This is a genomic window from Variovorax sp. SRS16 (assembly GCF_901827165.1).
In the GTDB taxonomy this organism is placed as follows: domain Bacteria; phylum Pseudomonadota; class Gammaproteobacteria; order Burkholderiales; family Burkholderiaceae_C; genus Variovorax.
Window position 1 is genome coordinate 3,249,178 of sequence record NZ_LR594666.1, and the last position, 20,914, is coordinate 3,270,091.

The window sequence follows — 20,914 nt, forward strand, 5'->3', positions numbered from 1 at the left end:
GCGCGGCGCTAGGCCGCAGGCGCGCGCGACGAGCCGCGAATCACCAGCTCACCCGGCAGCAGCAACTGCCGCGGCGCCGTCTCCAGCCCCTTGAGCCGCTCGATCAGGCAGACCGCCGCGGTGCGGCCGATCGCATCGGTGGGCTGCGAGATGACGCTCAGGCCGGGCCCGATCAGCGATGTCCATTCGGGATCGTCGAAGCCGACGAAACCCAGCTCCTCGCCGAAGCGCCAGCCGAGCTTCGCCATCGCCGCCGCGACGCGCAACGTGACGACCGCGTTGCCGGCGATCACCGCCGCACGCCGCCCGCGCTTCGCGCGCTGGCGCAGGGCACGCAGCGCCGCGTCGAGCGCATCGGCGTCGCCGTCCGTGCTTTCGAACACCTGCCCTGCCACGCGCGGCGCGTCCGACGCATGCGCCTCCATGCAGCCGCCGAAGGCCGCGGTGCGTTCGCGCCGCGAGCTCACGCCCTTCTGCGGCTCGGTGATGTACAGCAGCTCGCACCATCCGCCTTCGACGAGGTGGCTGCATGCGGTCTTCATCGCGGCCGCATTGTCGAGCGACACGAAATCGGTGTGCATGCCGGCATGGCGCCGATCCACCAGCACCGCGGGTCGCCCATGCAGCGCATCGGCATCGACCAGGCCGGCGCCGCGGCCCAGCGTGTTGAGGATGAAGCCGTCGACCTGGTAGCCCGCCAGCGCATCGATCGCCTCGCGCTCGCGGTCGATGTCGTTGCCGAGGTTGAACAGCATCACGAGGTAGCCCGCATCCTGGCAGGCCTTCTCGGCGCCGCGCAGCACCGCAACCGAGTAGGGATTGGTGATGTCGGCCACGACGAGGCCGATCAGCCGCGAGCGGCCATGGCTCAGCGCCTGCGCCATCAGGCTCGGCGTGTAGGCGAGCTGGGTGACGGCGGCTTCGACGCGCGCCGCGATGTCGGGGCTCAGCAGGCGCTCGCGGTGATTCAGGAATCGGGAAACGGTGGCCTTGGACACCCCTGCCGCTTTCGCGACATCCGCGATCGTTGCTCGTGGCGGCCTCGCCTTCACGCCGCAGCCGTATCGAAAACCGCCGCCGGCCGTTCGCCCGCCAGCGCCTGCAACAGGCAGGTGGTCGCCAGCTCGGCCATCGCGTGGCGCGTCTCGTGCGTGGCCGAGCCGATGTGCGGCAGCGGCGTCACGCGCGGGTGGGTGCGCAGCGGCGAGGCCTTGGGCAAGGGCTCGGCGGCGAACACGTCGAGCCCCGCGGCGCGCAGCGTGCCGTGGTCGAGCGCGGCGAGCAGCGCGTCTTCCTGCACGGTCGCGCCGCGCCCGCCGTTGATGAAGATCGCGCCCGGCTTCATCGCGCCGAACACGCGCGCATCGATCATGCCGCGCGTGCTGTCCGACAGCGGCAGCATCGCGACCACGATGTCGGCGCGCGCCAGCAGATCGTCCAGCGGCGTATGGATGGCACGGCCCTGCAGCTCGGGCGCCTGCGCCGCCAGGTCGACCGGATGGCGCGCGTGGTAGAGCACCGGCATGCCGAAGCCGAGCGCGGCGCGGCGCGCGATCGCCTGACCGATGCGGCCGAAGCCCAGCAGGCCGAGCGTCTTGCCGTGCACGTCGAAGCCGAACAGTTCGTCGCCGATGTTCTTGTCCCAGCGGCCTTCACGCACCAGGTTCGACAGCTCGACCACGCGGCGGCAGGTCGCCATCAGGATCGCGAACACCGTGTCGGCCACTGTCTCGTCGAGCACGCCGGGCGTGTGGCACAACAGGATGCCGCGCGCATGCAGCTCGGACAGCGCGTAGTTGTCGACGCCGACCGAGACGCTGGCGATCGCCTCGAGCTTCGGCGCCCGGTCGAGCAGCGCGGCATCGACCGGATAGGCCGAACCGATCATGCCCTGCGCCGTCGGCAGCGCGGCCTCGAAGGCCTCGCGCTGCGCGGCGATGCGCGGATTGGCCACCGTGACCTCGTGCACCGCCTGCAGGCGCGCCAGTTGGTCATCGGGCAGTTCGCGGAACACCAGCACCTTCTTTTTTTGCATCACAAGTTCGCCTCATTGAGTTGGGCCCGCGTCGGCAGGCCTTCGGTATCGCCGAGCACCTGCACGGCGCGCGCGCCGATCCAGGCGCCGCGCCGCACCGCATCGGGCACCGGCCGGCCTTCGAGCAGCGCGCTGATCACGCCGGCCGCGAAGCCGTCGCCGGCGCCGACCGTGTCGATCACCTCTTTCACGGGGAAGCCGTCGACGCGCCCCGTGCCGGCCACGTCGCTGTCGTAGTAGGCGCCGTCGGCGCCGAGCTTGACCACCACCAGCTTCGCGCCGAGCGCGCGATAGAAATGCGCGATGCCTTCGGGTGTCGTCTCGCCGGTGAGGAACAAGCCTTCTTCCATGCCCGGCAGCACCCAGTCGGCGCGCGCGGCGAGGCCGTTGATCTCCTGCCGCATGCGCTCGGGCGAGGACCAGAGCGTGGGCCGCAGGTTGGGATCGAAGGAGATCGTGCGGCCGGCCGCGCGCATCACCGCCATGCTGCGGATCGCGGCCTGCAGGCTGGTGTCGGAGATGGCCGGGAACACGCCGGTCGCATGCAGGTGCCGTGCCGAGCACAGCCAGGCTTCGTCGACATCGGCCGGGCCCATGTGGCTGGCGGCCGAACCCTTGCGGTGGTATTCGACCGGCGGATCGCTGCCGTCGGTCACGCGGCCCTTGAACTGGAAGCCCGTGCGCTGCGTCGCGTCGCTGACCACGTGCGAGCAGTCGATGCCCTCGGCCCGCATCGCGGCCAGCAGTGCGCGGCCCATCGAGTCGGTGCCGAGGCGGCTGGCCCAGCCGACCCGGAGCCCGAGGCGCGCCAGGCCGATGGCGACATTGGTCTCGGCGCCGGCGGTGCGCTTGTGGAAGGCGGTCGCGTTCTCGATCGGTCCGGGGCGGTCGGCCACCAGCAGCAGCATGGCTTCGCCGAACAGCGCGACATCGAAGGCAGGCTTCGTCATGACACAGCGCGCAGCGCGCGGATGTGCGCGACCTGGTCGCGCGTGACGGCGAGCAGGTCGTCGCCGATCAGCGGGTATTCGATCGCATGCGGCACGTCGGCCGGCAATGCGCGCAGCACCGCGCGCCACGGCGCGACCGAGTCGGCCAGCGGCACCGCCACCCATTTCGCGGGCAGGCGCTGCACGCCCTTGCAATGCACGTAGCGCACGCGCGAGGCCAGTGCCGAGGCGGCCTGCAGCGGGCATTCGCCGAGCCAGTGCCAGTTGCCCATGTCGAAGGTCATGCCGAGGTCGAGCCCCGCGTGGTCGGCCGCCTTGAAGAAGGCCTGCAATGCAGGCAGCGAGCCGGCCGACACGGTCTGGTCGTTCTCGATCATGAGTTCGATGCGGGTCTCGTCGAGCTGCGCTTTCAGGCCCGCCAACGCGCCGTGCGAGGACACGCGGAAATCGCCGATCGCCATCTTGAGCCGGCGCGCGCCGAGCGCGGTCGCGGCGGCGAGGCCGCGCGCGAGCGCGGCGCCGTCGAGCAAGCCCCCTTCGGCCCACAGACCTTCGGGACTCGAATAGACCGAAGCCAGTCCGGCCAGCGCCGGCAGCTCCGACGACGGATTGCGCAGCAGCTCGCCGCGCACCTCGACGCCGTCGGCGCCGGCCGCCTTCGCGAGCTGCGCGCACCACAGCTGGCCGTGCTGGCCGACTTCGGCTGCGCCGTAGGATGACAGCGAGATCAGTACTTGGAACACGTCAATGCGCTTGGTGAGAGGAGAGGATTTGCCCGAGGAACTGCTTGGTCTTCTCGTTCTTCGGATGAGCGAAGAACTCTTCCGGCGGCGCCTCTTCGACGATCCTTCCTTCGGCCATGAAGATCACGCGGTCGGCCACGCTGCGTGCGAAACCCATCTCGTGCGTGACGCACAGCATCGTCATGCCGTCCTCGGCCAGGCCGATCATGGTGTCGAGCACTTCCTTGACCATTTCGGGATCGAGCGCCGACGTAGGCTCGTCGAACAGCATGATCTTGGGCGTCATGCACAGCGCGCGCGCGATCGCCACGCGCTGCTGCTGGCCGCCCGACAGCTGGCTCGGGTACTTGTTCGCCTGCTCGGGAATGCGCACGCGCGTCAGGTACTTCATGGCGATCGCTTCGGCCTCGGCCTTGTTCAGGCCGCGCGAACGCATCGGCGCCAGCGTGCAGTTCTGCAGGATGGTGAGGTGCGGGAACAGGTTGAACTGCTGGAACACCATGCCGACCTCGGCGCGCACGGCGTCGATGTTCCTGCCGCCGGCCGTGAGCTCGATGCCGTCGACCACGATGCGGCCCTTCTGCACCGTCTCGAGCCGGTTGATGCAGCGGATCAGCGTCGACTTGCCCGAACCGGACGGCCCGCAGATCACGATGCGTTCGCCGCTCTTCACCGACAGGTCGATGCCGGTCAGCACCTGGAAGGTGCCGTACCACTTGTTCACCGCCTCCATCCGGATGATGGTGTCGGCGCCCGCCTGGGTCGTGACTGCGTCCGTCATGGCTTTTCGCGTCTTACTGCAGCTTGGGCAGGTCAGCGCCGAGCCACTTGTTGTAGAGCTTGTTGAGCTCGCCGTTGGCGGTGTTCTTCTGCACGAAGTCGTTCACGTTCTTGAGCAGGTCGTCCTGGCCCGGACGCATCGCGATCGCCATGGCCTGCTGCACCAGCGTGAACTTGTTTTCGAAGGTGTTGGCCGGCACGCGCTTGGCGATCTGCGCCGCCACGGTGACCGAGCAGCCGATCGCATCGACCTGGCCCGACATCAGCGCCTGCATGGCCGAGGCGTCGTCGTCGAAGCGGCGGATCTCGGTGCCTTCGGGCGCGGCCTTGGTCACGGCCACATCCTGCGTGCTGGCACGGGCCACGCCGACGCGCACGCCCTTCAGGTCGGCCGCGCTCTTGATCGTGCTGCCCTTCTTGCCGTAGAGAACGATGGTCGCGGCCGCATAGGGCGTCGAGAACTGCACCTGCTTGGCACGCTCGGGCGTGATGGCCAGCGAAGCCACCAGCAGATCGACCTTGTTGGTCAAGAGGAAGGGAATGCGGTTCGGCCCGGTGACCGGCACGATGTTGGCCTTGACGCCCCAGTCCTTGGCCAGCAGCTTGGCGACATCGGCGTCGTAGCCGTCGGGCTGGTTCTTGGCGTCGGTGGTGCCGTAGGGCGGGAAGTCGACCAGCATGCCGATGGTGATCTCGCCTTTCTTCTTGATGTCGGCCACGCTCTGCGCCGAGGCGAAGGGTGCGAACGCCGTGAGCGCGGCGCCCAAGGCGATGGCTGCGAGGGCCGTGCGGCGGGCGATGGAATGGTTCATGTCGGAGTCTCCTTGATTTGAAGTCGGATGAGAAAAGAAAACGCAGTGCTCAGCGCGCCAGGGCACGCGCGCGGCGACGCTCCATGTGCGCAGCCAGCAGCGACAGCGGCCAGCAGATCACGAAATAGATCGCCGCCACCGTCGTGAAGACATACAGCGGCTGGAAGGTCGCGTTGTTGATGATCTGCCCGGCGCGCGTGATCTCGGTGAAGCCGATGATGGCCGCCAGCGAAGTGCCCTTGATGATCTGCACCACGTAGCCCACGGTCGGCGCGAGCGCGATCTTGAAGGCCTGCGGCAGCACCACGTCGCGCATGCGTGCGCTGTAGTTGAGGCTCAGCGCCTCGGCCGCTTCCCACTGGCCGCGCGGCACGGCCTCGATGCAGCCGCGCCAGATCTCGCCGAGGAAGGCCGCGCTGTTGAGCACCAGCGCGACGCCGGCGGCAATCCACGGATTGATGTCGAAGCCGAGCACCGGCGCGCCGAAGAAGATCAGGAACAGCTGCAGCAGCAGCGGCGTGCCCTGGAAGATCTGGATGAAGCCGGTCGACAGCGTGCGCGCGGTCTTGCTGTCCGACGTGCGCGCCAGCGCGACCACGAGGCCCAGGATCGCGCCGCCGACGAAGGCGATCAGCGACAGCGCCAGCGTCCACTTGGCCGCTTCGAGGATGAACAGGAATTCGGGAGTGCCGAAGGTACGCATGGTGTTCAGCGCCGGTCCGGATAGTTGAGCGTGCGCTGGTAGATCAGCTTGAACAGCGCCGAGAAGGCCAGCGCCAGCGCGAGGTAGATCGCGGCGACCACGATGTAGATCTCGAAGCTGCGGAAGGTCTGCGATTGCAGGTTGGCCGCGACCGAGGTGAGGTCATCGGCCGAGATCACCGACACCACGGCCGAGCTCAGCATCAGCAGGATGAACTGGCTGGTGAGCGCCGGGTAGATGGCCTTCAGCGCCGGCTTGATGATGACGAAGCGGAAGATCTCCCACGGCTTGAGGTTGAGCGCCCTGCCCGCCTCGATCTGGCCCTTGGGGATCGACTCGATGCCGGCGCGGATGATCTCGGTCGCGTAGGCGCCGAGGTTCACCACCATCGCGGTCAGCGCCGCGGTGTAGGGCGACCAGCGCAAGCCGATGGCCGGCAATGCAAAGAAAAAGAAGAACAGCTGCACCAGGAAGGGCGTGTTGCGAATGACCTCGATGTACGCATTGACGATGAAGCGCAGCCAGCCCGGCCCCGAGGTCTTGCCCCAGGCGCAGAAGATGGCGACCACCAGGCCCAGCAGCGTGGCGACGAGCGAGAGCTGGATGGTGATCCACGTGCCCTTGAGCAACAGCGGCCAGGCGGCGAAGACGGCTTCGAACTGGAATTGGTAGTGCACGGCGGCAAGTATATTGAAACCGGTTTCAGACGCGCACCCGGGATTTCCCTAGGCACCGTGCCCACCTACCGCCTGCCTACACTGACGCGATGCTGATCACCGAGACATCGGATGCTGCCGCAGCGATCGACCCCGCAGCCGCCACGCCGGTCGTGCGTCATCTGCGCCAGACCCTGCTGTGGCCGCTGCGGCTGATGCCGACCGCGCAGCCGCGCCATGCGCATCGCGGCCCATGGCAGGTGCTGCGCGAACTCGGCGACGCGTCGCCCTGGCACGAGGAGATCGACGAATACAACGGCAGCAGCGAGCATTTCCACGAACGGCACTACAACGAGTTCGTGAGCTTCCTGCCCTATGTGCAGCGCTTTCTCTATGGCGACGGCCGCCGCGGGCGCGAGGCCGGAACGGACATCGGCAGCGAATCGCCGATGCGCGTGTTCCGCCGCCGCGATGTCGCCGCCGTGCGCGTGCTGCCGAAGCCCGGCGATGCGCCGGTCACGCTGCAGGTGGTGCATGTCGACCTGTATTTCTTCTTCGACGTCGACGTGGTGCTGCTCAACGTCGAGGTCGGCGCCGACGACCTCGGGCTGCCGCAGGCGCAGGAGTTGCTCTACCGCTTCGGCCGCGCCTACCCCGGCGGCTGGGACGCGCAGGGCCAGGCCTTGCATTGCATGAACAGCGTCGAATGGCTGGCCGCGGACGGCCGCGTGCTCGCGCGCTCCGATGCGCAGCAGCGCGAGGCCTTTCTCTCGCACGTGGCCGAGCACCGCGCGCCGCGCCTCGCGGCCCACTGGGCCTGGCTGATGCAGCCATTGGTGAGCGACCATTCCGACGAGCCCGGCGCATTGCGTTTTCGCCAGCTCGAGTACTACCGCATGCCGGTGATGGCCTACCTCTCGCTCGACGATCCGCGGCGCCTGTCGCGCAGCGACTTCATCCGGCTCGCGATGGTCACGGGCGCCGCGGAACCCGCGGTCGGCGGCGCCGGACCGCTGCCCTATGCCGAGGCGCAGGTGGCCGACTTCGAGCAGCGCTACTGCTACGACCGCTTCTGGGTCGATGCCGGCGCCGCGCCCAACACGCGCTACCTGTGCAACGGCCGCGCGTTGATCGTGGTCGGGGATGCGCGCTCCGAATTCTTCGGCTGCCGCGATCGCGGCGTGCTCGCGCAGTTCAGGCACCAGCACTTCCTGCTGTTCCTGATCGCGCATTTCCAGAAGGCGGCGCTGCTGATGTTCTCCGACCGGCTGGTGGAGGCACTGCGCAATCTCGACGTGCACGATGTCGCGAGCGTCAAGCGTTTCAAGCGCGCGATCCGCATGAGCTTCGAGGGCTTCCTGCGCTTCACGCACCGCTACTGGTTCCACGAGATCTCGGAGCAGGCGCAGGTGCGCGCGCTGTTCCGTCTGTGCACCACGCACCTGGGGCTCGATCCGCTGTACGACGAAGTCAAGGTGCGCATCGCCGACATGAACACCTACCTCGATGCCGACAGCCTGCGGCGCCAGGCCAACACGGTGGTGCGGCTCACGGTGGTGACGCTGTTCGGCCTGATCGGCACCATCACCACCGGCTTCCTCGGCATGAACCTGCTGGCCGAGGCCGATGCGCCGTGGTGGCGCAAGGCAGCCTGGCTGTTCGGCATCGGCATCTTCACGACCTGGCTCACGGTCTACACGATGATCAAGTCCAAGCGGCTGTCGGACTTCATCGATGCGCTGTCGGACGAGCGCCATACCTTTCGCACCAAGCTGGCGGTGCTGGCGCGGGTCTGGCGGGCGGGGGCGGATTAGGGGCCGCGGCCTTGCTCAGTTCCCGTAGGTATCCCGGGTGCGCGGCAGCCAGACCTCGATCGCATCGGCCGCGCCCTTGAGCGAGCGCGGCAACAGCTTGATGGTCCACGGCTGGCCGGTCGGCGATGCGGCGGTCTGCACCAGCGCCTGGGCGCAGGCGCGCTGCGACTCGTCGCGGATGATCACGCTCGGCTGCGGATGGCCGGTGGGCGGCGAGCGCCCGGCCTGGCGCGAGGTGCGCAGCACGTCCTCGACCGGCGGCACCGAGGCACCGAGCGCGTGCCAGGGCTCGCGCAACGCGCGCGCCGCGTCGCGCAGCGCCGGTCCGTAGAGCTGGATGTAAACCACGACGCCACGGCACACGTCGGCTGCGGGCATCGGTGCGCCCCCGGCCTCGGGCGGCGTCGCACCGGCCTCTCCGGACGCTGCGCCGACCTGTCCCGGTTCGATGCCACGCATGGCCGAAGGCGCAGGGGCCTCCGCCGGCGGCGGCGGTGCGGCCGCGACCTGGACGGCGGGGCCGCCGGTCACCACGTCGCGCAACCACACCACCGCGGGCCAGGGCGCCGGTGCCGTGCCGCTGCAGTTTTCCTTCGATGCCGTCAGGCCGCTGTAGTCGCGCGCCCAGTAGCGCGGCGCACAGGCCGGCGCCTGCGTCGGCTGCAGGCAGTCGATGCCGTTGCCCGCGTCGAGCAGGCGCGCACAGGCCGGCGTGCGCTGTTGCGGCGCTTCCTTGGCGCACGCGCGCTTGGCATCGTCGACGATCTGCACCGAGAGACGGAACTTGGCCATGAAGTTGTCGCTGCCCTCGCGGCACAGCAGGTCGCCGGTGCGCAGCAATTCAGCCGCCAGCAGCGAGGGCGCCTCGCTCGCCGAGGTGCCGGCCGGCAGGTGCGCCCAGACATTGCTCAGGTCCTTGAAGGCGGTGTTCTCGGACTGCTCGGTCGCAGCCTGCTGCGAGCGCCAGTTGTCGATGCCCTGCCAGGCCGCGACGCCGAAGGTGGCGGCGGTGCCCAGCCCGACCGATGCCGTCACCGCACCGGCCTTGATCACGCGCGCCTGCAGGCGGCTCATCTTGCCGACGGCCGCGGCCGCAGCGCCGTCGCTGCGCTCGCCGGCCGTGCGCGGCGCATCGGCATCGTCCACCGGCAGCGACTGGCCATCGTCGGGCACGAAAAGCCCCTGCGCACCCGCCGCGACCTGGTCGAGCAGTTCGCCCTTGAGCCGGTGGCCGATCTCGGCGCCGAGCTGGAAGTAGCTTTCCCACTGCGCCTCGTCGAAGAACTGGTCGGTGGTCGGCTGTTGCGGAAAGAGCGGATTGGCGGCCTTGAAGTTCACCAGGTCGACCGGCAGCGCGGCCGAGACATTGGGCTTGACCAGCACGATCTGCCCCGTGGCGCCGCTGGCGTAGCGCACGTTCGCCATCGCAAGACAGGCCTGGCTGCTGGGCGAAGCGAGGTCGTTGAGCGAACCGAAGGCCTCCCGGTGCGACCACTCGGCGTCCGGTTGCGGTTTCATGAAGGTGATCTCGGCATTGAGGTCGATGCGCGCGCGGCGGATCAGGATCTCGAGGTCGCAGAAGCGGTAGTCCGGATCCGCGCCGCAGTCCGCGATCACGATCAGCGCGGCCTGCTGACGCAGCAGCGCATAGGCGCCGGTGTTCTCGAAATGGCCGCCGTCGCTCAGGTACCAGTTGGCCGAGCTGCTGCCCGGGAAGGCGCCGAAGCATTCGAGCAGCAGGAAGCGCGTCTTCATCAGGAGCGTGCTGCCGCGCGCGGCGGCGCCGCGCTGCACCATGCCGGCATCGGCGCTGTCCCACCAGTAGCCGAGCCGGAGGCCCGCGAACACCGACAGCGCGGAGATGCCGCGCTTGGTCACGCGGCCCAGGCCCGGCGCGATCGCGGCGCCCGAGATCGCGGTCCAGGCACCGAGCGTGAGCGCGGCCTTGGCACGGGCCTGCAGCCACGCGCCGCCGCCGGCCTGCATCCAGCCGAGCGGACCGATGGTCAGCGGCAGGCCCTTGCGATCGCGATTGAACAGCCGCTCCTTGGAGTCGTGCGTCTGGTTGATGCAGACGTTCACCAGATGCACCGGCCCGCCGTGCAGATGCGGCGCATAGTGCAGCTGCGCGATGTCGTCGTGCGCATCGACCTCGCCCACCGGCACCTGCGGCGGTTCGAGCCCCGAGATCTCGTCGGTCGGGCTGGCGCCGAGCCGCCGCGCATTGGCTGCACCGAGGTAGCCGCGCACGATGCGCGCGCGGTAGAACATGTGCAGCGACGAGATGTTGAGAAACGCGAAGTTGCGCCCCGTGACCAGTGCATAGGAGCCCACGATCACGCCGATGGTCCCGAGCCAGACCCAGCCGCGCGAGAAGTCGAGCCCTTCGGGCGTGAAGACCTGCAGCAACACGGCTGCGTACACCACGCCGATCCACCAGGCCGCAAGGCAGAAGGCCAGCACCAGCCCGAGCAGGCTGGCCAGCGTCAGCAGCACCGTCTTGCCGATGCCGGGCGCCTGGCCCTTCTGCGACAGCAGCGTCGGCAGCACGCCGCGCAGCGCCGCCGCCGCGACCAGCAGCACGGCGCCGTAGGAGATGCGCTGCTGCTGATTGTCGGCCGCCAGCCACCAGGCGCTGCGGTCGAGCAGGCCGAGCAGGCCGATCAGCAGCGCGGTGTTGAGCACCGAGGCCAGCGCATCGGTCAGCTCGTTGCGCAGCTGGCTGGCGTTGCGCTGCCGGCCGCGCCAGAGCACCCACAGCAAGGCGACGATCCAGCACAGCGCGAAGCCGACGAAGGCCGGCGCGAGCCATTGCGGGCCGCTGTAGTGATGGACCAGTTGAGGACCCACCCAACACGCGCCGGCGCCGAGCGCGCACCACATGCCGACCTGCAGGAACATCGAGGAGGGAGATGGCTTGTCGCGCACCGACCAGTAGGCGCACGCGAGCACCAGCGACGCGATGAAGGGTCCGATCCAGGTGAACCACAGCGTCGGCACCTGCGTGGCCCATTGCACGATCGCAAGCAGCGCCTGCGTGCTGGTGAGCTCGGCACCGGCGAGCGCCACGTCGGCCTGCGCGCCATCGAGGTCCACCGCGCGGAACACCGCATCCCACAGCAGCAGGTTGGTGGCGGCGAGCACCATGCCGATCAGGCTCGCGGCGATCGCGATCTCGACGTGCGTGCCCAGCAGGTTGCGCAGGTAGAGCGCGGTCGCGAACAGCGTGTCGCGCATGCCGCCCGGAATCAGGTAGCGGCCGTTGGCGCGCAGCCACCAGCCGAAGCGCGAGCGGTCGACATCGCCGAGCGTGCGCTCGATCTCGCGCACCGCGTCGGCCGAGTCGGCGTTGGTGCACAGCCGTCCCAGCGCGGCGCCGATGTAGCCGCCGCCGGAGACGGTGGAGATCAGGTCGAAGCGCAGCAACTGCCGCCGCGACGCCAGCGCCTTGAGCAGGCCGAGGCAGAAGGTCGCGCTGCGGATGCCACCGCCCGAGAGCGCCAGCCCCCAGGGCCGTCCGCCGTCGTCGCTGCCGTTGAGCGCCATGCGACGGGCGTTCACCAGCTTCTGGATGGTGTCGTCCATGCGGCTCCTCGTGGTTCGGCGTGGAATATTTCACCTTTGGCAGGCGCGATCAATGGGACGAATGGTCTATGCCGGATTCAGTAAGCTCGGCGCGGCGCCTTTGCCCGCTCGACGAATTCGCACGCCATGTCCATGCTGCCCTCCTTCGCCTTCGCACACCGGTGCCTGCGGCCATGCCGGCTGCATGCGGCGCTCGCCATCGCGGCCTGTGCCCTGCTCGCGGCCTGCGCCGGCCATGGTCCTTGCGACGCATCGCCCTATGCGTCGTCGCCGCAGTTCAAGGGCTGCGGTTTCCGCAACCCGCCGAACCCGCAGGCCCTGCCCTCGGCGAGCCCATGGAAGATCTGGCCGAGGTTCCTGTTCGAGACCAAGACCGGCACCATGCCGATCGACCCGATCCCGGTGCACGCGCTCGGCGCCGCACAGCTCGATGCACTCGATCCGCAAGCCAACCACGTGGCGCGCATCGGGCATTCGTCGAGCCTGCTCAAGCTGCGCGGCAGCTACTGGCTGATCGATCCGATGTTCAGCGAGCGCGCGTCGCCCTTCCAGTGGATCGGGCCCAAGCGCTTCGAGGAATCGCCGATCGCACTCGCGCAGCTGCCGGCGATCGAGGGCGTCATCATTTCGCACGACCACTACGACCATCTCGATGCCGCGACCATCGGCTACCTGGCGCAGCGCGCGCAACGCTTCTTCGTGCCGCTTGGGGTCGGCCGACGCTTGATCGCGCTCGGCGTGCCGGCCGATCGCATCACCGAGCTCGACTGGTGGCAGTCGGCGACGCAGGGCGAGGTGCAGGTCACGGCCGTGCCGGCGCAGCATTTCTCGGGCCGCAGCCTGGACGATCGCGACGACACGCTGTGGGCCGGCTGGGTGATGCAAAGCGGCACGCAGCGCATCTACTACAGCGGCGACAGCGGCTATTCGCCGAACTTCAGGCAGATCGGCGAACGCTTCGGCGGCTTCGACCTGGCGCTGATCGAGAACGGTGCCTACGACAGCCACTGGCCCTCGGTCCACATGACGCCGGAGCAAAGCGTGCAGGCTTTCGAGGAGGTGCACGCCCAGGTGCTGCTGCCCGTGCACAACAGCACCTTCGACCTCGCCTTTCATCCGTGGCAGGAGCCGATGGCGCGCATCGCGAAGCTGGCCGAGGACAAGCACATCGAGCTCGCGACGCCGGAGCTTGGCGAGGTGGTGACCATCGGCGTGCCGCGTGCGAATGTGCGGTGGTGGGAAGGGGTGCGCTAGCTTTTTTCCGGCCCTGATGACTTGCTCCCTCCCCCTCTGGGGGAGGGTTGGGGTGAGGGCTTGCGGGCCTTTGATTTGGCGTTGTGTTTGATGTGAGGCCGGAGCCGGGAATTCGCCCCGGCGGGCGACTCACTTTCTTTTGCTTCGCCAAAAGAAAGTAAGCAAAGAAAAGGCGACCCCACTGCGCGTGTCCCTCCGCTTCGCTACGGGCAACCTGCGGTGCTCGCTTCAGGCGGGGTCCGCGCAAACTCGCTTCGCTCAAACACGCGCGGCCCTGATCCGCCTGAAGATGCGCTCCTCGGCACGCGCAGAGGGGATGAGGGTCAACGCGCCTTGGCGCGTCCTTGTGTGGAGCAGCGCCGCGCGACGATTGCGTGGATAGATTCGATGGCGTCGGCCATCGGCTGTCGATGCAGATCAATCGCGAATGAGAAGTTCAATCAGCAATTGGCAGCGTTACTCGATGCCATTGGCTGCTGCGCAGCCGAGCGAAGCGATGGCCCGAGAAACACATATACGCGCCATGGCGCGTTGACCCTCATCCCCTCTGTGCGCGCCGAGGAGCGCAGCTTTTCGCGGATCAGGGCTCGCGACTGTCTGAGCGAAGCGAGTTTGAGCGAGACCCCGCGAAAAGCGAGCACCGCAGGTTGCCCGTAGCGAAGCGAAGGGTCGCGCACAGTGGGGTCGCCTTTTCTTTGCTTACTTTCTTTTGGCGAAGCAAAAGAAAGTAAGTCGCCCCCGGGGCGAATTCCCGGCCAACAGCCCAACCAACGAAGACAACAGTTCAAAGGCCCGGACGCCCTCACCCCAACCCTCTCCCAGAGGGAGAGGGAGCAAGACCTCGACAGAGGACCTACGCCGCCCGCTGTATGGCCGCCAAGCGCCATCCGAGTCACAGTCGTCGTCCCGCCGCAGCCCGGCGCCGACAGGACACGCCATGAGCAGCAACCGCTATCCGATCATCTACGTGCGCGGCTACGCGATGACCGCGTCGGAGCGCGACGAGACGGCGGCCGATCCGTTCTGCGGCTTCAATGTCGGCTCGACGGTGTACCGCGCCACGGTCGACAAGAACGCGGCGGCGCAGAAGTTCGTCTTCGAGTCGCCGGTGGTGCGGCTGCTGTCGGAATACGGCTACCAGAACGTCTACCAGAACGGCCTCGACATCCTCGATCCGGACTGGAAGACTCCGCCGGACGACACCGGCCGCGACGTGGACGGCATCGCATCCACCTCGATCGTCATCTATCGCTACTACGACGCCGGGTCCGCGCTCCTGGGCGACGGCCAGGCGCGCGACGTCAAGACCTACGCGACAGGACTCGGCCAGTTGATCCTGCGCGTGCGCGACCTGGTCTCGCAGCACCCCGGCGCCGGCTTGACGAAGGACGAATTCCGCTGCTACCTCGTCGCGCATTCGATGGGCGGCCTGGTGGTGCGCGCGTTCCTGCAGAACCATGCGCTCGGCACGCCCGAAGCGCGTGCCAGCGTCGACAAGGTGTTCACCTTCGCGACGCCGCACAACGGCATCGACGTTGCCGGCATCAACGTGCCGACCTGGCTCTCGGCCAGCGAGATGAATACCTTCAACCGCGACAAGATGGCCGACTACCTCGACACGCCGGCCGCGGCCGACGGGCGCGTCGATTGCCTGCCCGCCGGCATCCAGCCGTCGCCGGAGCGCTTCTTCTGCATGATCGGCAGCAACCGCGGCGACTACGAAGTGGCGCAAGGCCTGTCGCGCATGTTTGCCGGCCAGGGCAGCGACGGCCTGGTGCGCATCGACAATGCCGCGCTCTGGTACAAGGACGACGCCGGCAAGCTCAAGCCGACGGCGCGCGCGTTCACCTACCGTTCGCACTCCGGCTTCTTCGGCATCGTCAATTCCGAGGAGGCCTACCAGAATCTGGTGCGCTTCCTGTTCGGCGACGTGCGGGTCGACCTGTGGTTCGACGTCGACCAGGTCGCCTTGCCGCCCGACATCCCGAAGGACGCGGACGTCGATGCGCTCTACCAGGTCGAGCTGCTGGCCGCGCCGCGCGGCAAGCGCTGGTACCTGAGCCGGCGCGTCGCCGAGGAGGACTCGCCGGCCTGCCGCACCCACAAGGAACTGACCGACGCCGCCAACCCCGGTAACAAGTCGATCTACCTGTCGACCGTGTTCCTCGCCAACCGCGCGAAGGTCGATCCGAACCGGCGCACGCTGGCCTACGCAATGACGCTGGGCGTGCGGGTGCCCGACTACCAGGTCAACAAGAAGTTCTGGCTCGACGGCCACTACGAAGGCAGCTCGCTCTACCGCGACACGCTGATCATCGAGATGGAACCGCCGCCCGAAGGCAGCACCAGCCACCAGTGGAACGTGAAATACGGCTGGCAGACCGACACCGCCGGGCAGGCCTCGCTGCCGATCAGCTATCAGCAGGTGATCGACGGCAAGCTCGAGTTCGTGGTGCCGCTCTCGCAGCAGGGCGCGGCGCTCAGCACGCCGGGCATCACGGGCCGCGTGCGGCTGCAGGTCGGCGCCTGGAGTTGAGCCGGATGCGCGCGTGCTTCAGCGGTGCTTGCGCCGTTCGCGCGCGCGCCGCACCTGGCGGCTCTGGCTGGCCGCGGTCGCGGCGCGTTCGCGCTCGGTCTTCTTCTGCTGGCTGCGGCGCGACCACCAGCGCGTCAGCAGGAAGCTGACGAGGCCGAAGCCGAAGGCGACGATGAGGCTGATGAGGGTGGCGTCCACTTGTTCTCCAGAGCGGCCTACTGTACGCGCACGATGCTCGCCGGCTTGAAGCCGAGGTCGGCCGCCTTGCCCTTGCGCGCGCGGGCGGCGCGCGCATTGTTGAGCGTGCGGATCTCCAGCGTCTCCTCGCGTTCCTTGCCGCCCCGGCCGATGCCTTCGATGCGCACGCTGCGCGTGTAGGCCGCGGCGCCTGCGAGCGTGTCCTTGGGATCGAGGTCGATCAGCGTGAGCCCGCGGCCGCCCTTGGGCAGCGCCTTCAACTCGCCGATCTCGAAGGTCAGGATGCGCCCGCCGGTCGATGCGCAGGCCACGTGCGTCGCCACCGGCAGCGGCTCGGCGCCGCCCGCGCCGCCGACCAGCGAGGGCCGGCACAGTTGCTCGCCCTCGCCGACGTCGATGAAGGCCTTGCCGCCGCGCTGGCGCGAGACCATGTTCTCGACCGCCGCGATGAAGCCGTAGCCGCCCGTGTTCGACAGCAGCAGATTGGCGCCGAGCGGGCCCGCGAAGTAGTGCGCGACATGCGTGCCGCTGTCGAGATCGATCAGCGTCGTCACCGGCTGGCCGTCGCCGCGGCCGCCCGGCAGCGAGGCCACCGCGACGCTGTAGACACGCACGCCCTTCTCCTTGGCGGTGCCGAACACCAGCAGCGTGTCGACCGAGCGGCATTCGAAGGCGCCGTACAGCGCATCGCCGGACTTGAAGCTGTATTCGGGTGCCGCCGCGCCGGCGGCACGCTCGCTGGCCCAGCCCTTCTGCGTGCGGACCCAGCCCTTCTGCGAGACGATCACCGTGACCGGCTCGTCGACCACGCGCACTTCGGCGACGGCGCGCTTCTCGGCCTGGATCAGCGTGCGGCGCGGATCCTCGAAGCTCTTGGCATCGGTCTCGATCTCCTTCACCAGCAGGCGGCGCAACGCGGCCGGGCTGCCGAGGATGTCCTCGAGCTTCTTCTGCTCCTCGCGCAGGCCCTTGAGCTCCTGTTCGATCTTGATGGCTTCGAGCCGCGCCAGCTGGCGCAACCGGATTTCTAGGATGTCCTCGGCCTGGCGATCGCTGAGATGAAAGCGCGCGATCAGCGCCGCCTTCGGATCGTCGGCCGCGCGGATGATCGCGATCACCTCGTCGATGTTGAGCAGCACCAGCTGCCGCCCTTCGAGGATGTGGATGCGGTCCTGCACCTTGCCCAGCCGATGGCGCGAGCGCTTCTCGACCGTGATCTCGCGGAAGGCGATCCACTCGTTGAGCATCTGCCGCAGCGACTTCTGCGTCGGCTTGCCGTCGATGCCGACCATGGTGAGGTTGATCGACGAGGAGGTCTCGAGCGAGGTCTGCGACAGCAGCGTGGTGATGAGCTCGTCCTGGCTGATGCGCGAAGTCTTGGGCTCGAACACCAGCCGCACGGCCGCGTCCTTGCTCGATTCGTCGCGCACCACGTCGAGCACCGAGAGCACGGCCGCCTTCAGCTGCGTCTGCTCGGCCGAAAGCGCCTTCTTGCCGGTGCGGACCTTGGGGTTGGTGAGTTCCTCGATTTCCTCCAGCACCTTCTGCGTGCTGACGCCGGGCGGCAGTTCGTTGACCACCAGTTGCCACTGGCCGCGCGCGAGGTCTTCGATCTTCCAGCGCGCGCGCACCTTGAGCGAGCCGCGGCCGGTGCGGTAGGCCTCGGCGATGTCGGCAGCGCTGCTGATGATCTGCGCGCCGCCGGGATAGTCGGGGCCGGGCACGAGCGTGAGCAGTTCTTCTTCGCTGAGCTTGCCGTTGGACTTGATGAGCGCCACGCAGGCATCGGCGATCTCGCGCAGGTTGTGGCTCGGGATCTCGGTGGCCAGCCCGACCGCGATGCCGCTCGCGCCGTTGAGCAGCGTGAAGGGCAAGCGCGCCGGCAAGAGGCGCGGCTCTTCGGTCGAGCCGTCGTAGTTGGGAATGAAGTCGACCGTGCCTTCGTCGATCTCGTCGAGCAGGAGGCTGGTGATGCGCGCGAGCCGCGCCTCGGTGTAGCGCATGGCCGCGGCGCCGTCGCCGTCACGGCTGCCGAAGTTGCCCTGGCCGTCGACCAGCGGATAGCGCTGCGAGAAGTCCTGCGCCATGCGCACCAGCGCGTCGTAGGCGGCCTGGTCGCTGTGCGGATGGAAGCGGCCGAGCACGTCGCCGACCACGCGCGCGCTCTTGACCGGCTTGGCGCCCACGGTGCCATTGGCGCCGCCGAAGCCGAGGCCCATGCGCGACATCGAGTAGAGGATGCGCCGCTGCACCGGCTTCTGGCCGTCGCTGACATCGGGCAGCGCGCGGCCCTTGACGACGCTGAGCGCGTATTCGAGGTAGGCGGTCTGCGCGTAGTCGGCGAGCGTGAGCGCGCCGTCTTCTTCGGGGCTCTGGAGATCGAGAGGCGGTTGGGAGTCCATGTCTTGGCTGCTTCTTCTTCGGTGTGGGTTCGGTGTCTATTCGGTGATCGGTGCCGAGCGGCCGGGCACGCGCGGCATATAGGGCGAGATCCGCAGCTCCGGCATCGCCGGCATGTCCTGCGGCTCCACGGGTGGCATGTTGCCGCGCCCGATCGCGCCGCCGATCTGCATGCGGATGCGGCCGGGCGTGCGGCCGCCGCCCAGGGCGACCGAGGGCTTGAGGTAGGCGTAGAGCTGCAGCACGGTCTTCACGTAGTCCTGCGTCTCGCGGTAGTTGGGGATCTTGTTGCCGGCGCGCTGGACTGCGCCCTCGCCCGCGTTGTAGGCGGCGAGCGCGAGCTCGATCTCGCCGGGAAACATCGCGATCAGGTCGTGCAGGTAGCGCGTGCCGGTGGCGATGTTGATGCGCGGATCGAAGAGCTTCTTCTCGATCGTGTTTCGCTTGTCGGCCGACACGCCGTAGCGCTGCGCGGTCGCCGGCAGCACCTGCATGAGCCCGAGCGCGCCCTTGGGCGAGACCGCCTGGGCATCGAAGCCCGACTCGGTGGCGACCAGCGCCTGCAGCAGCTCGTAGTCGATCGCATGCTTGCGCGAGGCGTCTCGCAGCGCGGCCTTGGCCACCTTGTAGCTGGGCGATGCCTCGAACAGCGACATCAGGGTCTGCGAGGCCTTCGGCACCTTGCCGCCGATCACGCCCCGGCGCGCGAGCGGCCCGATGCCATCGGCCGTGTCGAAACTCTGGCCGCCGCGAAAGAAGATCTGGTAGCGCGCGTCGAGCTTCTCGGAGGCGAAATGAGCCACGCCCTTGTCATCGATGTAGCCGTAGATGTCGGCCGCATGGACACCCATCGAGCAGGCCACCAGCAGCCACGCCACGATCCACCGGATGTACCGCCTCAGGCTGCCGGACAACGAGTTCTTCATGCGCTTCGAGCCATGGACAGGATCAGGAACCCGACCGTCGGCGATCGAACTCGTCGATGAAAAGGCGCAGGCCCGTGTCGACGTAGGACATCTTGAGCGCGTCGAGCACGAGCAGATCGCGCTGCAGATGCGCGGGCCAGAGCGGATCCGGCAACGCGCTGAAATCGCAGGCCACGGTATTCCAGTCCTCGACACACAGGAGGAAGCTCGCAATCCGCTCCTGGAGGAATGCCTTGAACTGGTAGATGTTGGCCGCAGGGTTGTGAGCGGTGAAGGTCACGAGATGACGCGCCAGCGGGTGGTCCGGATCCTCTGCGATGCGAAACAGGGCCTCGCCGACCTCGAACCACCGCCGCCAGAAACGAGGCGTGGCCACGAAGTAATTGCAGAACACGGTGGTGCGCGTGCTCATGACGAGCTGCCGCAGATCGACGCGCCATCCAGCGGCATCGAAAAAGGCCTGCGACACCGGCAGCAAGCCGGGATGAAAGCGCTCGCCCTGCTCGAAGACATTGCGGAAATAGCAGGCCGCGCCCCACACCGGAGAAAACAGGTAGACGTCCGCGCGGGAAGCCGTACCGTCCCCGACGAACTGCCGCACCGCCTCGGCACTCAACCCTGTCTTGGTCCTGAACTTCGGCGAAAAGAAACCGTAGAGATCGTTCTCGTTCAGGACGGTGCCCAGAAAGAAGCGCCGGATGCTCCAGTACTCGAACCAGTCGGGCCGGGCGTTCGCCAGATTGTCCATCGGGACGAAGCCGGGATCGAGCGCGGCCCGGGTCGCTTCGTCGTAGAAAATCTGATGAAGGTGAATCTGCCGGAGGGGGGGCGCAAGCGCTTTCACAGCGAGGTCTCTTCTTCAGTACACGCCGAGCACGTTCACGCGCTGATAGTGCTCATGGAACGCCGCCTGAAGGCGCCGAGCCTGCGCCTGGGTCTGCTCGTCGACCTGCAGCCCGACACCGAAGAAGTACAGGTCGTGCGCGCTCAGGTCCTGGAAGAAGGCCCAGACCGAGAACCAGGCATCATGGTTGACGATGCCGGCGAAGTCCGCGGCTGCAAGGTTGCAGTAGTAGTTTTGCCCCTGACCGTGCGTCAGCGGCGAATCGAAAGGCAGGAACTCGGCGGTGCCGTGCTGGCGGCGCCCATGGGTGGCGCAGGTCATGATGACGAGCCCGTCGCCCTTCACCATCCGCAGCATGTTGAGCCAGGTCTTCTTCCAGCCGGGGTTGTGCTCCATGGCCTCGCAGGAGATCAGCACGTCGGCGCAGTTGGCCGCCCCGCCGTAGTCTTCGCCACGGCAGACCAGGTCGACGTCGTTGCCCTCGCCGACATCGAGCCCCACGTAGTTGCAGCCCGAGAAGAACTCGCGCACCGAGCCGTTGATGTTCAGGCTGCCAACCTCGATCACGCTCTTGCCCTGGAAGAAGCCGGGCAAGTGCTGGCTCACGCTGTTGACGAAAAACCGCTGCTGCTGATGTGACACGATCCTCTCCCCTTCCTTCCATGGTTGTCCGGCCCC

The 20,914-nt window shown here is 68.1% G+C and carries 17 protein-coding genes; 3 read left to right on the plus strand and 14 right to left on the minus strand.

The genetic code is table 11. The annotated features are described in order from the left end of the window. Nucleotides 1–8: 8 nt before the first annotated feature. Genes E5P2_RS15685 through E5P2_RS15720 form a run of 8 tightly spaced genes read right to left on the minus strand, consistent with a single transcriptional unit; the run spans nt 9 to nt 6,700 of the window. The gene (locus E5P2_RS15685; RefSeq protein WP_162568060.1) at nt 9–1,052 is read right to left on the minus strand and encodes a LacI family DNA-binding transcriptional regulator; all 1,044 of its coding nucleotides are present in this window, start codon (nt 1,050–1,052) and stop codon (nt 9–11) included. After that, on the minus strand, nt 1,049–2,035 hold the full coding sequence (locus tag E5P2_RS15690) for a 2-hydroxyacid dehydrogenase (RefSeq protein ID WP_162568061.1): 987 nt from the start codon (nt 2,033–2,035) through the stop codon (nt 1,049–1,051). Before E5P2_RS15690 ends, E5P2_RS15685 begins: the two co-directional genes overlap by 4 nt. Beyond that, on the minus strand, nt 2,035–2,985 hold the full coding sequence (locus E5P2_RS15695; protein ID WP_162568062.1) for a sugar kinase: 951 nt from the start codon (nt 2,983–2,985) through the stop codon (nt 2,035–2,037). The genes E5P2_RS15690 and E5P2_RS15695 overlap by 1 nt, the downstream gene beginning before the upstream one ends. Then, nucleotides 2,982–3,728, minus strand: coding sequence for a sugar phosphate isomerase/epimerase family protein (locus E5P2_RS15700; RefSeq protein ID WP_162568063.1), 747 nt, complete (start codon nt 3,726–3,728; stop codon nt 2,982–2,984). The genes E5P2_RS15695 and E5P2_RS15700 overlap by 4 nt, the downstream gene beginning before the upstream one ends. Nucleotide 3,729: 1 nt before the next feature. Further along, nucleotides 3,730–4,509: an amino acid ABC transporter ATP-binding protein gene (locus E5P2_RS15705; protein ID WP_162568064.1), complete on the minus strand. Its 780-nt coding sequence runs from the start codon at nt 4,507–4,509 to the stop codon at nt 3,730–3,732. A 13-nt stretch (nt 4,510–4,522) separates the two neighbouring features. Beyond that, complete coding sequence (locus tag E5P2_RS15710) at nt 4,523–5,320, minus strand: transporter substrate-binding domain-containing protein (RefSeq protein WP_162568065.1); 798 nt, start codon at nt 5,318–5,320, stop codon at nt 4,523–4,525. A 49-nt stretch (nt 5,321–5,369) separates the two neighbouring features. Then, nucleotides 5,370–6,023, minus strand: a complete 654-nt coding sequence (locus E5P2_RS15715; protein ID WP_162568066.1) for an amino acid ABC transporter permease — start codon at nt 6,021–6,023, stop codon at nt 5,370–5,372. A 5-nt stretch (nt 6,024–6,028) separates the two neighbouring features. Then, on the minus strand, nt 6,029–6,700 hold the full coding sequence (locus E5P2_RS15720; RefSeq protein WP_162568067.1) for an amino acid ABC transporter permease: 672 nt from the start codon (nt 6,698–6,700) through the stop codon (nt 6,029–6,031). A gap of 89 nt (nt 6,701–6,789) precedes the next feature. Between E5P2_RS15720 and E5P2_RS15725 the strand changes: the two genes are divergently transcribed. Then, nucleotides 6,790–8,493 (plus strand): hypothetical protein, encoded by a 1,704-nt coding sequence (locus tag E5P2_RS15725; protein WP_174262674.1) that lies wholly within the window; start codon nt 6,790–6,792, stop codon nt 8,491–8,493. Nucleotides 8,494–8,508: 15 nt separating this feature from the next. Here the strand turns inward: E5P2_RS15725 and E5P2_RS15730 are convergent, their stop codons facing one another. After that, complete coding sequence (locus E5P2_RS15730) at nt 8,509–12,078, minus strand: patatin-like phospholipase family protein (RefSeq protein WP_197908509.1); 3,570 nt, start codon at nt 12,076–12,078, stop codon at nt 8,509–8,511. 126 nt (nt 12,079–12,204) lie between these two features. Here E5P2_RS15730 and E5P2_RS15735 point away from each other — a divergent pair, with 126 nt between their 5' ends. Together E5P2_RS15735 and E5P2_RS15740 are read left to right on the plus strand one after the other, a co-directional pair. Beyond that, nucleotides 12,205–13,332 (plus strand): MBL fold metallo-hydrolase, encoded by a 1,128-nt coding sequence (locus tag E5P2_RS15735; RefSeq protein ID WP_332107546.1) that lies wholly within the window; start codon nt 12,205–12,207, stop codon nt 13,330–13,332. 937 nt (nt 13,333–14,269) lie between these two features. Next, nucleotides 14,270–15,868 carry a hypothetical protein gene (locus E5P2_RS15740; protein WP_162568068.1) on the plus strand — a complete coding sequence of 533 codons (1,599 nt, stop codon included), beginning with the start codon at nt 14,270–14,272 and terminating at the stop codon, nt 15,866–15,868. A gap of 18 nt (nt 15,869–15,886) precedes the next feature. Here E5P2_RS15740 and E5P2_RS15745 read toward each other — a convergent pair whose 3' ends face one another. The 5 genes from E5P2_RS15745 to E5P2_RS15765 form a co-directional block, all read right to left on the minus strand. After that, nucleotides 15,887–16,066: a hypothetical protein gene (locus E5P2_RS15745; RefSeq protein WP_162568069.1), complete on the minus strand. Its 180-nt coding sequence runs from the start codon at nt 16,064–16,066 to the stop codon at nt 15,887–15,889. Between the two features lie 17 nt (nt 16,067–16,083). Beyond that, on the minus strand, nt 16,084–18,468 hold the full coding sequence (gene parC, locus E5P2_RS15750) for a DNA topoisomerase IV subunit A (protein ID WP_162568070.1): 2,385 nt from the start codon (nt 18,466–18,468) through the stop codon (nt 16,084–16,086). A 36-nt stretch (nt 18,469–18,504) separates the two neighbouring features. Then, the gene (locus tag E5P2_RS15755) at nt 18,505–19,392 is read right to left on the minus strand and encodes a lytic transglycosylase domain-containing protein (protein WP_162568071.1); all 888 of its coding nucleotides are present in this window, start codon (nt 19,390–19,392) and stop codon (nt 18,505–18,507) included. 22 nt (nt 19,393–19,414) lie between these two features. Continuing rightward, nucleotides 19,415–20,140: a hypothetical protein gene (locus E5P2_RS15760; RefSeq protein ID WP_232080716.1), complete on the minus strand. Its 726-nt coding sequence runs from the start codon at nt 20,138–20,140 to the stop codon at nt 19,415–19,417. A gap of 111 nt (nt 20,141–20,251) precedes the next feature. Continuing rightward, nucleotides 20,252–20,878 (minus strand): class I SAM-dependent methyltransferase, encoded by a 627-nt coding sequence (locus tag E5P2_RS15765; RefSeq protein ID WP_162568073.1) that lies wholly within the window; start codon nt 20,876–20,878, stop codon nt 20,252–20,254. Between the last annotated feature and the right edge of the window lie 36 nt (nt 20,879–20,914).

Bases quoted from the DNA above. Each gene is read 5' to 3' on its own strand.
- E5P2_RS15725 (WP_174262674.1), top strand. From the start codon at position 6,790: ATGCTGATCACCGAGACATCGGATGCTGCCGCAGCGATCGACCCCGCA.
- E5P2_RS15710 (WP_162568065.1), bottom strand. From the start codon at position 5,320: ATGAACCATTCCATCGCCCGCCGCACGGCCCTCGCAGCCATCGCCTTG.
- E5P2_RS15695 (WP_162568062.1), bottom strand. From the start codon at position 2,985: ATGACGAAGCCTGCCTTCGATGTCGCGCTGTTCGGCGAAGCCATGCTG.
- E5P2_RS15730 (WP_197908509.1), bottom strand. From the start codon at position 12,078: ATGGACGACACCATCCAGAAGCTGGTGAACGCCCGTCGCATGGCGCTC.
- E5P2_RS15715 (WP_162568066.1), bottom strand. From the start codon at position 6,023: ATGCGTACCTTCGGCACTCCCGAATTCCTGTTCATCCTCGAAGCGGCC.
- E5P2_RS15755 (WP_162568071.1), bottom strand. From the start codon at position 19,392: ATGAAGAACTCGTTGTCCGGCAGCCTGAGGCGGTACATCCGGTGGATC.
- parC (WP_162568070.1), bottom strand. From the start codon at position 18,468: ATGGACTCCCAACCGCCTCTCGATCTCCAGAGCCCCGAAGAAGACGGC.
- E5P2_RS15760 (WP_232080716.1), bottom strand. From the start codon at position 20,140: ATGGACAATCTGGCGAACGCCCGGCCCGACTGGTTCGAGTACTGGAGC.
- E5P2_RS15740 (WP_162568068.1), top strand. From the start codon at position 14,270: ATGAGCAGCAACCGCTATCCGATCATCTACGTGCGCGGCTACGCGATG.
- E5P2_RS15735 (WP_332107546.1), top strand. From the start codon at position 12,205: ATGTCCATGCTGCCCTCCTTCGCCTTCGCACACCGGTGCCTGCGGCCA.
- E5P2_RS15705 (WP_162568064.1), bottom strand. From the start codon at position 4,509: ATGACGGACGCAGTCACGACCCAGGCGGGCGCCGACACCATCATCCGG.
- E5P2_RS15690 (WP_162568061.1), bottom strand. From the start codon at position 2,035: ATGCAAAAAAAGAAGGTGCTGGTGTTCCGCGAACTGCCCGATGACCAA.